The sequence below is a fragment of the Bacteroides sp. D1 genome (assembly GCF_000157095.2).
GTDB lineage: Bacteria > Bacteroidota > Bacteroidia > Bacteroidales > Bacteroidaceae > Bacteroides > Bacteroides xylanisolvens.
In genome coordinates this window covers 402458-416377 of the sequence record NZ_JH114350.1, presented here as the reverse complement: position 1 = coordinate 416377, position 13920 = coordinate 402458, and the positions used below count along the sequence as shown (strand labels likewise).

Annotated in this window: 17 protein-coding genes; all 17 read left to right on the top strand. The window is 39.6% G+C overall.

Annotated elements, in window-relative coordinates; genetic code table 11:
• Positions 1-30: 30 nt before the first annotated feature.
• The 17 genes from BSAG_RS03250 (at position 31) to BSAG_RS03320 (ending at position 13896) form a co-directional block, all read left to right on the top strand.
• Complete coding sequence (locus BSAG_RS03250; protein WP_004314101.1) at positions 31-1749, top strand: ParB/RepB/Spo0J family partition protein; 1719 nt, start codon at positions 31-33, stop codon at positions 1747-1749.
• A 28-nt stretch (positions 1750-1777) separates the two neighbouring features.
• Entirely contained in the window at positions 1778-4291 is a 2514-nt protein-coding gene (locus BSAG_RS03255; protein WP_032811013.1) for a DNA methyltransferase, read from the top strand.
• A 98-nt stretch (positions 4292-4389) separates the two neighbouring features.
• Positions 4390-4683, top strand: coding sequence for a hypothetical protein (locus BSAG_RS03260; protein WP_004318818.1), 294 nt, complete (start codon positions 4390-4392; stop codon positions 4681-4683).
• Positions 4684-4743: 60 nt separating this feature from the next.
• A complete protein-coding gene (locus BSAG_RS03265; protein ID WP_004314103.1) occupies positions 4744-5400 on the top strand; it encodes a ParB N-terminal domain-containing protein in 657 nt (218 codons plus the stop codon).
• Entirely contained in the window at positions 5369-6121 is a 753-nt protein-coding gene (locus tag BSAG_RS03270; protein ID WP_004300221.1) for a hypothetical protein, read from the top strand. Before BSAG_RS03265 ends, BSAG_RS03270 begins: the two co-directional genes overlap by 32 nt.
• A 111-nt stretch (positions 6122-6232) precedes the next feature.
• Complete coding sequence (locus BSAG_RS03275; RefSeq protein WP_004300222.1) at positions 6233-6808, top strand: hypothetical protein; 576 nt, start codon at positions 6233-6235, stop codon at positions 6806-6808.
• 48 nt (positions 6809-6856) lie between these two features.
• The gene (locus BSAG_RS03280) at positions 6857-7504 is read left to right on the top strand and encodes a DUF3560 domain-containing protein (protein WP_004300223.1); all 648 of its coding nucleotides are present in this window, start codon (positions 6857-6859) and stop codon (positions 7502-7504) included.
• 28 nt (positions 7505-7532) lie between these two features.
• On the top strand, positions 7533-7997 hold the full coding sequence (locus BSAG_RS03285; RefSeq protein WP_004318813.1) for a hypothetical protein: 465 nt from the start codon (positions 7533-7535) through the stop codon (positions 7995-7997).
• Positions 7994-8326 carry a hypothetical protein gene (locus BSAG_RS26215; RefSeq protein ID WP_004318811.1) on the top strand — a complete coding sequence of 111 codons (333 nt, stop codon included), beginning with the start codon at positions 7994-7996 and terminating at the stop codon, positions 8324-8326. The genes BSAG_RS03285 and BSAG_RS26215 overlap by 4 nt, the downstream gene beginning before the upstream one ends.
• Positions 8319-10004, top strand: coding sequence for a DNA cytosine methyltransferase (locus BSAG_RS03290; RefSeq protein WP_008017288.1), 1686 nt, complete (start codon positions 8319-8321; stop codon positions 10002-10004). Before BSAG_RS26215 ends, BSAG_RS03290 begins: the two co-directional genes overlap by 8 nt.
• 88 nt (positions 10005-10092) lie before the next feature.
• Positions 10093-10338, top strand: a complete 246-nt coding sequence (locus BSAG_RS03295) for a hypothetical protein (RefSeq protein ID WP_004314107.1) — start codon at positions 10093-10095, stop codon at positions 10336-10338.
• Positions 10339-10364: 26 nt separating this feature from the next.
• Positions 10365-11156 (top strand): phosphoadenosine phosphosulfate reductase family protein, encoded by a 792-nt coding sequence (locus BSAG_RS03300; protein ID WP_004314108.1) that lies wholly within the window; start codon positions 10365-10367, stop codon positions 11154-11156.
• Positions 11157-11178: 22 nt separating this feature from the next.
• Positions 11179-11337, top strand: a complete 159-nt coding sequence (locus BSAG_RS25785; RefSeq protein ID WP_008770948.1) for a hypothetical protein — start codon at positions 11179-11181, stop codon at positions 11335-11337.
• A gap of 244 nt (positions 11338-11581) precedes the next feature.
• Positions 11582-11998, top strand: coding sequence for a hypothetical protein (locus tag BSAG_RS03305; protein WP_004314109.1), 417 nt, complete (start codon positions 11582-11584; stop codon positions 11996-11998).
• Positions 11999-12019: 21 nt separating this feature from the next.
• On the top strand, positions 12020-12247 hold the full coding sequence (locus BSAG_RS03310; RefSeq protein WP_004314110.1) for a hypothetical protein: 228 nt from the start codon (positions 12020-12022) through the stop codon (positions 12245-12247).
• A 288-nt stretch (positions 12248-12535) separates the two neighbouring features.
• Positions 12536-12967 (top strand): hypothetical protein, encoded by a 432-nt coding sequence (locus BSAG_RS03315; RefSeq protein ID WP_004314111.1) that lies wholly within the window; start codon positions 12536-12538, stop codon positions 12965-12967.
• An 11-nt stretch (positions 12968-12978) separates the two neighbouring features.
• Positions 12979-13896: a radical SAM protein gene (locus BSAG_RS03320; RefSeq protein ID WP_004314112.1), complete on the top strand. Its 918-nt coding sequence runs from the start codon at positions 12979-12981 to the stop codon at positions 13894-13896.
• The last annotated feature ends 24 nt before the right edge of the window (positions 13897-13920 follow it).

Genomic DNA, 13920 nt, shown 5'->3' with positions numbered 1-13920 from the left:
AATTAAAAGTCAAACCAATATAATTAAATTATGGAAGTACAAAACATTAGAATTGACCTTATCAGTCCTTCTCCTTTGAATCCGAGAAAGACTTTTGATGAAGCAGCTCTTGAAGAGCTTGCAAGCAACATTGAAAAGCAAGGTTTATTGCAACCTGTCACTGTCAGAGTTGCTAAATCCGAGGAGATGACTAACCTAGAAACCGGAGATGTTACCCCATTACCTTACACATACGAAATTGTTTGCGGTGAGCGTCGTTTCCGGGCTGTGTCACTTTTGAAAGCAAAGGAAGATGAAGCGAATGTTGCAAAAATCAAAGCCCATCGAAAAAAGTCGGAAAAATTTCAGACAATATCCTGCATTGTCAGAGAAATGACAGATGATGAGGCTTTTGAAGCGATGATTACCGAGAATCTTCAAAGAAAAGATGTTGATCCCATCGAAGAAGCTTTTGCCTTTGCGCAGTTGGCTGAAAAAGGACGAACTTTGGAAGATATCGCTCTTAAAATAGGAAAGTCTACCCGGTTTGTATTTGACCGTATTAAATTGAATTCTCTTATTCCTGAACTAAAAGAGCGGGTAAGAAATGGAGATATACCATTGTCCGGTGCTATGATTCTTTCTAAATTGGATGAAGATACTCAAAAAGAGTTTCATGAGGAGGAGGAAGAACAATGTACTACTGCTATGATTCGAGAATTTGTGAGTAATTCTTTCATGGAGCTTGGTAACGCACCTTGGATTAAAGATGATTCCGATAATTGGGAAAATACTGATATTAAATCATGTTCTCAATGTGAGAATAATACGTGTAATCATGGTTGTTTGTTCTATGAAATGAATAGTAAGGATGCTAGATGTATCAATGCTGCTTGCTATGAGAAAAAACAGATTGCTTATGTGACGCGGAAAATTCAACTAGAATATGAACATCTTGTTAAAGTTGGCGAACCTCTTTCATTTGGAAAAACAGTAATTATCGCTAGACGTCCCGATACATATTGGGGAGAAGATAGAAAGGTTTTCTATGAAAAAACTTTGGAAGCTGTTAAACAACTTGGATTTGAAATAGTTGATCCTGATGAAATCTTTAGATGTAAGTGCTGGTATTCAGAAGATGATGAACGCACTTTGAAAATGCTTGAAGATGGAGAAGTTTATCGTTGTCTTTCATTTTTTGGACATTATTCTCCCGAATTTAACGTTAGTTTCTATTATGTTAGAAAAGCAACGGCTTCCTCTACTTCCGCCGTTGCCGATCTAAAAGAGATAGAAAGGGAAAAAATAAACGCCCAATTAAAAAGAGCGAAGGATATAGTCAAGGAGAAGTCTGCTGAAGAAATGCGCAAGTGGGCGCAAGAGAAAACATATTATCAGAGAACAAAAGAATTCTCTGAAAATGAACAACTTGTTTTTGATGTGCTGGTTCTTAGCGGTTGTAGCAGTACTTATCTTGAAAAACTGAATTTGAAAAAATGGAATGGTGAGAGTGATTTTGTAAATTATGTCAAGAACAACCAAGCTGACCGACACCAATGGTATAGAGCCTTTATTGCTGAATGCTTATCATCGAATAATGTGAATTTCTGCTCCTATTTGCAAAAGTGTCAGAAAATCCTTTTTGCAGAACAATATCCGGATGATTACAATGCGCTAACAAAGAAACTTGCAGATTCATATAGCAAGAAAGAGATGAAGCTCAAACAGCAACTCGAAGAACTTAATAACGATAACACAGAGGAAGCCTAACGGTTTCCTCTCTTTATTTGAAATGAAAATGAAAGACTATATAGAATTTCTAAAAGACAAGATGGCTATTAGCCACAATACTGGATTTGAAGTTAATCCTAATGAAATATCAACTTCTCTTTACCCTCATGTGAGAGATACCGTTCGTTGGGCGGTTTCCGGTGGTTGCCGTGCCATATTCTCCAGTTTCGGTATGCAGAAAACAGTAACCCAATTGGAGATATGCAGAGTTATAATCAACCAGTATTTTGGTAAAGCTCTTATCGTTTGTCCTAAACGTGTAGTAGTAGAGTTTATCACCCAAGCTAAGGAGCACATGAACATGACAGTTAAGTATGTCAAGACCATGAGCGAAGTCAGAGCCTGCAAGTGTGATATAATGATTACCAACTATGAGCGTGTCCGTGACGGAGAAGACGGCGTAAGAATAGAACCTTCCTTTTTTACCGTTACCTCATTGGATGAAGCAAGCGTATTGAGAGGGTTCGGCACCAAGACATACCAAGAGTTCCTACCGCTGTTCGCCGATGTGCCTTTCCGCTTTGTTGCCACTGCCACGCCGTCACCTAACAGATACAAGGAGCTGATACATTATGCCGGATATCTTGGAGTGATGGATACAGGTCAAGCCCTTACACGTTTTTTTCAACGTGATAGTACCAAAGCTAATAATCTAACGCTTTATCCACACAAAGAAAAAGAATTTTGGCTGTGGGTATCAACTTGGGCATTGTTCCTAACCAAGCCTTCCGACCTCGGTTATCCTGATACCGGCTATGAATTGCCGGAACTGCGGGTACATGAAGAAGTGGTTAGCGTTGACAATTCCACTGCCGGTACAGACCGTGACGGACAAGTGAAGATGTTTCGTGAGGCTGCTCTCGGACTTGCTGATGCAGCGAAAGAACGTCGGGACAATATGGCAGAGAAGATTGCCCGTGTCGTAGAGATTATTAATCGTCCTGAAAACAAGGACGAGCATTTCCTTTTGTGGCATGACCTTGAGAGTGAGCGGGAAGCCCTTTGCAAGGCTATCCCCGGTTGCAAAGCTGTTTATGGCTCGCAGGATGATGAGGAAGCCGACAAGGTGATAGCGGACTTCAAAAACGGGAGATTGAAATACCTGGCCGCAAAGCCTGAAATGCTTGGTGAGGGTTTGAACTTCCAGTACCATTGTCATAAGGCTATCATGTTCATCGACTACCGGTTCAATGACAAGTTTCAGGCGATAGCCCGTATCTACCGTTTCATGCAAAAACATCCTGTAGACCTTTACTTGGTCTATGCAGAAAGTGAAGGAGAGATATTCAAAAGCTTTATGCAGAAATGGGCGCAGCATCGTGAAATGGTTTCTAAAATGACTGATATCGTCCGTGAGAACGGTCTGTTCGGTTTGCAGGCAGAGGAGAAGATGATGCGCTGGATGTTTGCCAGCCGTGAAGAAAAATCCGGTAAACTGTGGAAAGCCATCAATAACGACAATGTTTTGGAGTGTCAGAAAATGGAAAGCAACTCGGTGGATTTGGTTGTAACCAGCATCCCTTTTTCCAATCATTACGAATATACGCCGACCTATAACGATTTCGGGCATAATGAAAGCAACGACAAGTTCTTCGAGCAGATGGACTACCTCACACCAGAACTGATGCGGATATTGAAGCCTGGGCGGCTGGCTTGCATCCATGTGAAAGACCGTGTATTGTTCGGTAATGCCACAGGTGACGGTATGCCCACCATCGACCCGTTCTCCGAAATGACGGTATTTCACTACATGAAACACGGATTCCGCTACATGGGGCGTATCACAGTAGATACCGATGTGGTAAGGGAGAATAACCAGACCTACCGCCTTGGCTATACAGAGATGTGCAAAGATGGTTCTAAGATGGGTATTGGTTGCCCTGAATATGTGCTTCTTTTCCGTAAACTGCCTTCTGATACTTCACGTGCCTATGCAGATTTGCCAGTAACCAAGAATAAGAATGAATATTCGTTAGCCCGCTGGCAAATAGATGCTCATGCAAGTTGGAAATCTTCAGGTAATACTTTGTTAAGCTATGAAGATATGAAAGTTGCCGGTATTGACAAGATACGCCATTTGTTTAGAAACTATGAGCGTGAACATATATACAATTATGAAGAACATGTTGCTTTCGCTGAAGAATTAGAAGTTTACGGTAAACTACCAAAAACATTTATGGCCGTAGATCCTGTAAGTAAGAAACCTTGGATTTGGGATGACGTTACCCGGATGCGTACACTCAATACCAAGCAGTCACAGAAAAAACGTCAAAATCATATTTGTCCTCTTCAGCTTGATATTGTTGAGAGGTTGATTGAACGGTATTCAAATAAAGGAGACTTGGTATTCGACCCATTTGGCGGTATCGGTACTGTTCCTTACTGTGCTATTAGATTGGGGCGTAAAGGGCTCTCTACCGAGTTGAATTATGACTATTGGAAAGACAGCCTTTCATACTTGCATGAAGCTGAAATTGAAGTGAATGCACCGACGCTATTTGATTTGATGGAAGCTATTTAATCTAAATAAGAATGGATATGTATTTGTATAAAAACAGACCACCGCCTTTATTAAATAGTGTGAGATTATTCTTAGTCTAACAATTTAACCCGATCGATATGATAACATTGAATAGGTTTGCCCAGAGATGCTTGAATATCATGAGGAAGCGCTTTAAGATGAATGAGCATAGCTCAAGAAAAGCGTTTAGCATAAGAATTGAAGCCGTTTGGAGAAAATTCGATATTGCTTCTAAATATAGGAGTGATAATCTTCCTAAATATTCGGAAGATGAAGAATTGGCAGCCGAGATGATAATTTACCTTGTTGCCTATTTAAAAAGATTTGGTTGTGAGGACATTGAACAGCTTATCAAAGATAAGATAGAGTTCGATGATAGAAAAAATGATTAGGTGTTGTTACTGACTGTTTGTGTTGTTGATTTTGTGTTGTTGATTTTAATATAGTTAGTTATGACAGAGATTATTCAAGTCTGCCTACTTGATTTTAATAAGGGGCAGCTCACGGGATTGCCGAAAAATCCACGTTTTTTTCGTGATTACCGCTTTGAAGCGATGAAGAAAAGCATTCAGGATTCGCCAGAGATGCTTGAACTTCGAGAACTTATAGTTTTTCCCTACAATGATGGCAGATATATTGTTGTTTGTGGTAATTTACGTTTGCGAGCTTGCAAGGAGTTAGGTTATAAAGAACTGCCTTGTAAAATTCTGGCACCTGATACCCCCGTTAAGAAGTTGAGGGAATATGCCACTAAAGATAATGTCAATTTTGGTGAGAATGATTTGGACGTTATGGAAAACGAGTGGAATAAGGCGGAACTCCAAGATTGGGGCATCGAATTTGCCCCGGAGAAGAAAGAGGATGAATTTAAAGAGCGCTTCGATGCCATCACGGATGATACAGCCATTTATCCTCTCATTCCAAAGTATGACGAAAAACATGAGTTGTTTATCATCACCTCAAGTAATGAGGTAGATAGTAATTGGCTTCGTGAAAGGCTGGATATGCAGCACATGAAGTCGTACAAGACCGGGAAAGTAAGTAAGAGTAATGTAATCGACATAAAAGACGTTCGCCATGCCTTGCAAAATAGTAATACCAAGTCATAAGCGCCATGACCGGGTGTTCGCTAAAAAGTTGGTGAACGATCCTATCATTTGCGTTGCTGAAAGTCAAGCTGACTTATATCAACAATTTAACCCGGAATGTGAAATTGTTACTCATCCTGACGATGTTATGGGCCTCATCCCGAAACGTAACTGGATGGCAAAGCATTTTGGAGAACTTTTCATGCTTGATGATGATGTCCATGCCTGCAAACCTATTTATGTGGAAAAAGGAGAACCTAGCCGGATAAAGGATAAAGATAAGATAACCAATATCATTCAGTCATTATTTGAGATGGCCAGTATGATGGATGTACATCTGTTTGGCTTCACCGCTCGGATATCGCCGGTAATGTATGATGAATCCGCTTTTCTTTCTCTTTCGAAAATGATAACCGGTTGCAGTTATGGAGTAATCTATAACAAAAACACTTGGTGGAATGAGGAAATACGTTTGAAGGAAGATTTTTGGATTTCTTGTTACATGAAGTACAAAGAACGTAAGGTTTTAACCGATTTGCGGTATAATTTTGAGCAAAAGAACACTTTTGTAAACGCTGGTGGGCTTGCTTCTATAAGGAATCAGGAAGAGGAACGTAAATCTATCCTCTTTATCAAAAAGAATTTTGGTGATAGTATTTTGCTAAAGAGTGCAACCACTAATGGGAAAGACAAAACAAAGCAGCTCGTTCAATATAATATATCATGCAAATTCAAATTCTAATAGTCTGTAAAAAAGGCGTTTAAATGGCGTCCATTCTGTTTGTCATATTCGCCTTTTTTAGCTAATTTTACTGATGTAATAAACTAAAAGTCAAACCATTAAATTAGAATTATGATTATAAGAACAGTTTGCGGATATGATTTCTTTGAGGTGAGTTCTGCAATGCAGAAAGCCATTAGGCGAGCCGACACCGGGGTAGCCGGCTTTTTTGCATTGGAACTTTGGGCGAGTGGGTACCGCGACTATGTGTGGAAGCGTCTGTTTACCATTAGTGCTGAAGATTGCTATGGAATCATTACTAAAGAGATAGAAGCATTGTGGCAGGGGCATGAGCTGGTAAACAAGACTGCTACTGAACCCAAAGGGAGGATATTTGTCAGTAAAGCTGTTATTCTCCTTTGTGAATGTAGAAAGAATCGTGATGCGGATCATTTGCAAAACTTCATCTATGATAGAAAGGATATTGATATAGAAAAGTGGATAAATGATGTCAGGCGTTATCCTATTCCTATTCCAGATTACACTTTCGATGTACATACACGAAAGGGTAAAAAACATGGGAGAACCAAAGAAGAATTCTTTCAGGAAGAATACAAGGCGTTACAACCTCGTGTTCCTGGTTTATTCGATGATTTGGTTCAACCCAGTCAACCAAAGTTATTTAATGATGAAACCACGGCTAAGTAGCTGTGGTTTCTCATTTTTCATATAAGTCAAACCAATTTAATTAAAACAATGAACACGTATTACAAATTTGCGCCAAATGTATTTTTGGCAAAGTGTGATGAGAAGCACGAAAAAGGTGAAACTATTGAGGTTACCACCAAGTATGGTAAGGAGAACGAAAGTATAGTATTTAACCTAATCTTCGAGAAAGATGGGTTTTACTATTACTCCATCGTTAGAGCTGACGGCTTTAATGTTCAAGAATGGGCTAAGCAAAGAGCGGAACGCAGGCATGAATGGGCGTCATCGGCAGTACAAAAAAGTAATGAGTATTTTCAGAAATCAAATAAACATCGCGATTTCCTTTCTTTGGGTGAGCCTATCAAAGTTGGACACCATAGCGAACGAGGACATCGCAAAATGATAGATGATGCCTGGAATAACATGGGGAAAAGCGTTGAGTTTAGCGATAAGGCTGCCGAACATGAAAGAGTTGCGAAGTATTGGGAAAAAAGGGCTAATACGATAAACTTGTCCATGCCGGAAAGTATAGATTTCTATGAACATAAGTTGGAACAAGCAAAAGAATATCACGAAGGATTGAAGTCCGGTAAGTACCGACGCGAGCATACATACGCTATGGCTTATGCCAATAAAGCAGTAAAAGAGGCTAAAAAAAATTATGACCTTGCAGTAAAGCTGTGGGGCGATGTTTAATAATCTGTAGTATCTCAAATAATTTACTATGAGAGAATTATCAAAAGAAACCTCATTACAAAGGGTAATGAGGGCTTCAGGTCGTGTACCTGTACAATGCTCATGCAGTGTTTGTAAACAACAATGTCATACGCCATGTTTAGGTACTCCTGATGATATTGAACGAATTATAGATGCTGGTTATGCCGACAGGTTAGCACTGACAAACTGGGCTGCTGGTATATTCTTAGGGGTTATTAATATTGCTATTCCGATGATTCAACCTGTTTCCGGCAAAGAGTTTTGTGCTTTCTTCGAAAATGGACTGTGTATCTTACATGATAAGGATTTGAAACCCACTGAAGGGCGTTTGTCTCACCACACTGTCAGGAAGGATAACTTCAATCCAACTATGAGTATTGCTTGGAACGTTGCGAAAGAATGGCTGATGCCAGAGAATGAGGATGTACTTTCTCGTGTAGTAAATAAATTCTTGAATGCGAGGAAGCCATGAATGTGTATCAATCAATACCTCGTAGAGATTGTAGGGTGTTTGCTAAATGTGGGGCAAAATCCTTATCACATTGCCGGCGGCATCGTGGAACTGATGGTGAGTGTAAAAACTGTACTCTTATTCATCGCAAACCTCGCAATCGTATTATAGATGCTTCAGGACGTGAGATGAAAAAATGTACACACTGCGGAAATTACTTCTACTTGAACCGGTTCTACAATCGTATAGTAGTGAGAAAGGGTAAGGAATATCATTTATTGACTTCTTGGTGCCGCATGTGTATGTCTGAAATCAATAATCAAAGAAATTTGAAGAAAAGAAATGAGTAGTATAAATTTATTATATATTGACCTGTTTTGTGGAGCAGGTGGAACCTCGACAGGAGTGGAATCTGCAAGAATTGATGGTAAACAGTGTGCTAAAGTAATAGCCTGCGTCAATCACGATGCCAACGCCATTGCAAGCCATGCGGCCAATCATCCGGATGCATTGCATTTTACGGAAGATATTCGCACGCTGGAACTTTCCCCGCTAATTGAACATCTTGCCAAATGTAAGGCTCAATATCCGGGTGCAGCGGTCGTTCTTTGGGCGAGCCTGGAATGTACGAACTTCTCCAAAGCAAAAGGTGGGCAACCTCGGGACGCTGATAGTCGCACACTTGCTGAACATCTTTTCCGGTACATTGAAGCTATTTGCCCGGATTACATTCAGATTGAAAACGTTGAAGAATTTATGAGTTGGGGTGATATGGACGAAAACGGAAAGCCTATCAGCATGGATAAAGGTAGACTATATCAAAGATGGGTACGCAACGTAAGAAAGTATGGCTACAACTTTGATTTCCGTATTCTCAATGCTGCCGACTATGGTGCATATACTACTCGAAAACGCTTCTTTGGTATATTTGCCAAAAATGGATTACCGATAGTATTTCCACAACCCACTCACTGTAAAAACGGTAAACAAGATATGTTTGGTCGTTTGGAAAAGTGGCGCCCGGTTAAAGAGATACTGGATTTTTCCGATGAAGGAACAAGTATTTTTCGTGAGAAGCCACTTGCTGAAAAGACAATGGAACGTATCTATGCCGGCCTGATAAAATTTGTAGCCGGGGGCAAAGATGCTTTTCTTATCAAATATAATTCCATGAGCCGGACTGGAAAATATAATGCCCCTGGGATTGACGAACCATGCCCGGTAGTAGCTACGCAAAACAGACTGGGAGTTGCGCAGGTATGCTTTCTTTCAAAACAGTTCAGTGGACACCCCGAAAGCAAGAATGTTTCTATTAATGAACCAGCCGGAACAATTACATGCAAAGACCATCATGCGTTTGTATCAGCCCATTACGGTAACGGATTTAACCGCTCAATAAATGAACCGTCTGCAACCGTAACAACGAAGGATCGGTTATCTCTCGTTTCTCCATATTTCATAGACCAGCAATATGGAAACAGCAAACCTTCATCTACAGAAAAGCCGCTTGGATGTATTACCGCCAATCCTAAGTACAATCTTGTTAGCTGCAAGCCGTGGATTATGAATACAAACTTCTCCAACGTTGGTAGTAGCATAGAAGAGCCCGCACAAACAGTCACTGCAAATAGAAAGTGGCACTACCTAATGAACCCTCAATTTAATAGTGCAGGTGGTTCCGTTGATAATCCATGCTTCACTCTCATAGCACGTATGGATAAAATGCCGCCTTATTTGATCGCAACTGAAACTGGACATGTAGTAATCGAGATTTATGATACCGACAGCCCTATGACAAAAAAAATAAAAGAGTTCATGGGCTTATACGGGATAATTGATATTAAAATGCGAATGCTACGCATACCTGAACTAAAGCGTATCATGGGATTTCCAGAAAACTATGTGTTAATTGGTACACAGGCTGACCAAAAGAAATTCATAGGGAATGCAGTCGAAGTTAACATGGCACGTGTTCTCTGTGAATGTATTAGTAAAAAGTTACGTGAACTAGGGTCAGTTGCAGCATAAAATGGCGTTAAATTGGCGAATGTTCTGTTTGTAAAACTTGTCAATAATGATTACCTTTATAGATGTAAAGAACTAAAAGTCAATCAATATGAAGAGGAATGAAAAAATAGCAAAATTAGAAAGACTAGGTATTTTCAATCAATGGAAATATAATACAGAAAGAGCAAATGAGACATTTAATATTGAGTGTCCTGACTTCTCAATGACAAATGAAGAGCGGATGAACAATTTGTTAGATGTTGATTGCTGTTTTCATTGGTTTCTAACTATTTCATTCCCTTTTAATAATACTCCTGAAGGCGTTGCTTTTTGGAATGATATTGCAAAAAAATAATTAAAATAAAATTAGAAAGGAATCAAATGATAATAGCATGGTTCAGTTGCGGTGCTACATCCGCAGTTGCTTGTAAGATAGCATTAAGCCTATACGATGATGTGCATATCTACTATATTGAAACTGGTTCCGGTCATCCCGATAACACTAGATTCTTGGCAGATTGTGAAAAGTGGTACAATCAATCTATCCACATTATCCGAAGCGACAAGTACACCTGTGTGTCTGATGTGTTGCGAAAGGGGTATATCAACGGCGCGCATGGTGCCGCCTGTACTCTTGAACTGAAAAAGAAAGTCCGCTACAAGTTGGAAAAAGAATTGCAGCACTGGGACGGTCAAGTTTGGGGTTTCGATTATGACCCGAAAGAGATTAACCGGGCTATCCGATTAAAACAGCAGTACCCGGACACAAAGCCACTATTCCCGCTTATTGAAAAGCAGATTACGAAGCAGGATGCAATGGGAATGCTTTGGAAAGCCGGTATTGAAATCCCCGCTATGTACAAGATGGGCTATAATAACAACAATTGTATCGGTTGCGTGAAAGGCGGAATGGGCTACTGGAATAAGATACGAAAGGACTTCCCGGATGTATTTAACGAGGTGGCGCAGATTGAACGTGATGTAGGTGCAACTTGTCTAAAAGATAAAGACGGACGAATCTTCCTTGACGAACTCCCAACATGGCGAGGTGACCCAGTAGAAGAGATTATACCGGATTGCTCGCTTATCTGTCAGATAGAGTTTCAAGAGATAATCGACAGGCAGGTAGAACGAGTTTTGAAAGGAGAAATTAGTATTAACGATGTAGCCTAATTAGGCTCAAAACAAGATAGATATGAATTTTAAATCATTGGTAGCTCAATTAGCAAATCGCATCAATCAGCCGCATGTGGTTGAAACATATATGCGTAAAGTTTTTGCGTCTGGTGTTGAGTGGCAGAAAAAGCAATCTCCATGGATAAGAGTAGAAGAACGATTACCAGATGAAGAGTAGCGTGTTTTAGTCGGATTTTTATATTACTATAAATACGATGATAGAGAAGCTGAATCACGTAAGCATATAGATGTATTCACGTATGAAAATGGTATATGGACTACTGATAGTGATATATCATATTTAGGAAAAGTGTCGAAAAGGATGATATTAAGGTTATATGTTGGATGCCTATTCTGTCTTTCGATGAAATATTGGAAGCCAACAGAGATGTACTAGAACGGATTAAAAAGAAAGGAGACTGATGATGACAGCAAAAGAATTAAGTAAGTTAATCACTACTGGCAGAAAACTGAAAAAGTTTATTAAAGAAACTCTCCCTAAAATCAGAGAAGAGTTTCAAAGCCATAGCAATAGTGGAATAGATAAGCATACAGATGGATTTGGCAGAAGGGAGAGTATTCAGAGTATGAATATAAGTAATCTTTGTTATTTTTCTTTTTCTGGCAGTTATGGAAGTGGAGACACATATTCGGATATAGCAAATATGGATACTGATTTGATGCAGGAATACTTTATCAAATATCTGAATAGGCATAAGGATGAAATAATGGAGGGAGTAGCAGATTTAATGATAAATGATGCAAAATCAGGTCAAGAAGATGCTATTAAGGAAATAGACGAGTATAAAAAATCACTGCTAAAACTATTGGAGGAATAAAATAACAGAAAGGAATAAATTATGCAATACATATTAACAGAACAAGAATATAGAGCTTTGACCCCTATTAGTGAGGTAAATAAGCTCAAAGAAGAAGTACAGCTTCTTAATGATAAAGTTATGGAGCTTAGTGAACATCCATGTGGAAGTGGCGCAGATTATAGAAGTGTAACCTTTTATTGTGATGATTGTCCGATTGGTGCGTTTGGAACCGGAACTTGCACAAAGAGTCAACAATATTCTAAATAACACTCAAAATACAGTCTGTAATGAATAAAAGCAAAAGGCGGGTTGCAAAGCCGCCTCCTGTTTATTTTAGATGGGTACACACTCTGTCACGTATTCAATTAACTAATAACTGTCACTTACGAGATTGAAAAATGCTTCCCATCCTACCGTCTAATTGATTTTGGACATCCATATAGCCCCACGGTAGTAAAGCTATAGGAGTCCTTTTAAAATTATGTTTTTCATAAAAATAAAATTAAGTCGCTTGCACCGTGCAAACGACATCCAAAAGTAACAATTTAAAATAATATGGCAAAAATTTATGTAGCAAGTAGTTGGAGAAATGTATTTCAACAGGACGTTGTAGATATTCTCCGTGATTTAGGACATGAGGTTTACGATTTTAAGAATCCCCCACATGGTAATGGTGGTTTCCAATGGTCTGATATAGATCCTGATTGGCAGAACTGGACAACAGAGCAATATAGAGAAGCGCTTAATCACCCAATTGCGCAGAAAGGTTTTGATTCGGATTTCAACGGTATGCAGTGGGCTGATGTCTGCGTTATGGTTCTCCCTTGTGGTCGGTCTGCTAACACAGAAGCGGGTTGGATGAAAGGTGCAGGTAAAAAGGTGATGGTTTATTCTCCGAAAAAGGAAGAACCGGAACTTATGTATAAGATATACGATTTTGTGAGTGATAGCATATTTCGTATCAATGATGAGATAATTGGAGTATAACTGTTTTAGTAATGAACATCGGAATATTAGCAGTTGACAGTAATTATCCTAATCTAGCTTTGATGAAGATAAGTGCATGGCACAAGGCAAGAGGCGACAATGTGGAATGGTATAACCCTTTGTGCTCATACGATAAAGTTTATTCGGCAAAGGTATTCTCCTTTACTCCAGATTATGGCTATTACATCAATACCAATCAGGTTGAGAAAGGTGGTACAGGGTATGACATAAGCAAGGTTCTTCCAGTAGAAGTTGATAAAATAGTTCCCGACTATAACCTGTATAATATTGATAAGAATCTGGCTTATGGCTTCCTTACCCGTGGCTGTCCTAATCGTTGCAAATGGTGTGTCGTTCCTGCCAAAGAAGGCAACATAACTCCATACATGGATATAGAAGAAGTATCTGCCGGGCGAAAGAACGTAATACTCATGGATAACAATGTACTTGCATCCGATTATGGATTACAACAGATTGAAAAGATTGTCTCCATGGGCGTACGAGTAGACTTCAATCAGGGCTTAGATGCTCGCTTGGTAACAGACGACATCGCCCGGCTACTGGCAAGAGTAAAGTGGATGAAGCGCATACGGTTCGGCTGTGACACACCGGGACAGATTGCCGAATGTGAGCGTGCCACAGCTTTGATTGACAAGTACGGGTACAAAGGCGAATACTTCTTTTATTGTATCCTGCTCAGTGACTTCAAAGAATCGTTTGAGCGTGTCAATCATTGGAAGAACAAAGGCGGTCGGTTCTTACCGCATTGCCAGCCTTATAGGGATTTGAATAATCCACGTCAAATTATTCCTCAATGGCAAAAGGATTTAGCCGGATGGGCTGATAAGAAGTGGGTGTTTAGAAGCTGTGAATTTAAAGACTTTACTCCTAGAAAGGGTTTTAAGTGTAGGGAGTATTTTCAAAAATAAGATTTAATCTTTAGGATTTTATGT

Bases quoted from the DNA above. Each gene is read 5' to 3' on its own strand.
- BSAG_RS03250 (WP_004314101.1), top strand. From the start codon at position 31: ATGGAAGTACAAAACATTAGAATTGACCTTATCAGTCCTTCTCCTTTG.
- BSAG_RS03255 (WP_032811013.1), top strand. From the start codon at position 1,778: ATGAAAGACTATATAGAATTTCTAAAAGACAAGATGGCTATTAGCCAC.
- BSAG_RS03260 (WP_004318818.1), top strand. From the start codon at position 4,390: ATGATAACATTGAATAGGTTTGCCCAGAGATGCTTGAATATCATGAGG.
- BSAG_RS03265 (WP_004314103.1), top strand. From the start codon at position 4,744: ATGACAGAGATTATTCAAGTCTGCCTACTTGATTTTAATAAGGGGCAG.
- BSAG_RS03270 (WP_004300221.1), top strand. From the start codon at position 5,369: ATGCCTTGCAAAATAGTAATACCAAGTCATAAGCGCCATGACCGGGTG.
- BSAG_RS03275 (WP_004300222.1), top strand. From the start codon at position 6,233: ATGATTATAAGAACAGTTTGCGGATATGATTTCTTTGAGGTGAGTTCT.
- BSAG_RS03280 (WP_004300223.1), top strand. From the start codon at position 6,857: ATGAACACGTATTACAAATTTGCGCCAAATGTATTTTTGGCAAAGTGT.
- BSAG_RS03285 (WP_004318813.1), top strand. From the start codon at position 7,533: ATGAGAGAATTATCAAAAGAAACCTCATTACAAAGGGTAATGAGGGCT.
- BSAG_RS26215 (WP_004318811.1), top strand. From the start codon at position 7,994: ATGAATGTGTATCAATCAATACCTCGTAGAGATTGTAGGGTGTTTGCT.
- BSAG_RS03290 (WP_008017288.1), top strand. From the start codon at position 8,319: ATGAGTAGTATAAATTTATTATATATTGACCTGTTTTGTGGAGCAGGT.
- BSAG_RS03295 (WP_004314107.1), top strand. From the start codon at position 10,093: ATGAAGAGGAATGAAAAAATAGCAAAATTAGAAAGACTAGGTATTTTC.
- BSAG_RS03300 (WP_004314108.1), top strand. From the start codon at position 10,365: ATGATAATAGCATGGTTCAGTTGCGGTGCTACATCCGCAGTTGCTTGT.
- BSAG_RS25785 (WP_008770948.1), top strand. From the start codon at position 11,179: ATGAATTTTAAATCATTGGTAGCTCAATTAGCAAATCGCATCAATCAG.
- BSAG_RS03305 (WP_004314109.1), top strand. From the start codon at position 11,582: ATGATGACAGCAAAAGAATTAAGTAAGTTAATCACTACTGGCAGAAAA.
- BSAG_RS03310 (WP_004314110.1), top strand. From the start codon at position 12,020: ATGCAATACATATTAACAGAACAAGAATATAGAGCTTTGACCCCTATT.
- BSAG_RS03315 (WP_004314111.1), top strand. From the start codon at position 12,536: ATGGCAAAAATTTATGTAGCAAGTAGTTGGAGAAATGTATTTCAACAG.
- BSAG_RS03320 (WP_004314112.1), top strand. From the start codon at position 12,979: ATGAACATCGGAATATTAGCAGTTGACAGTAATTATCCTAATCTAGCT.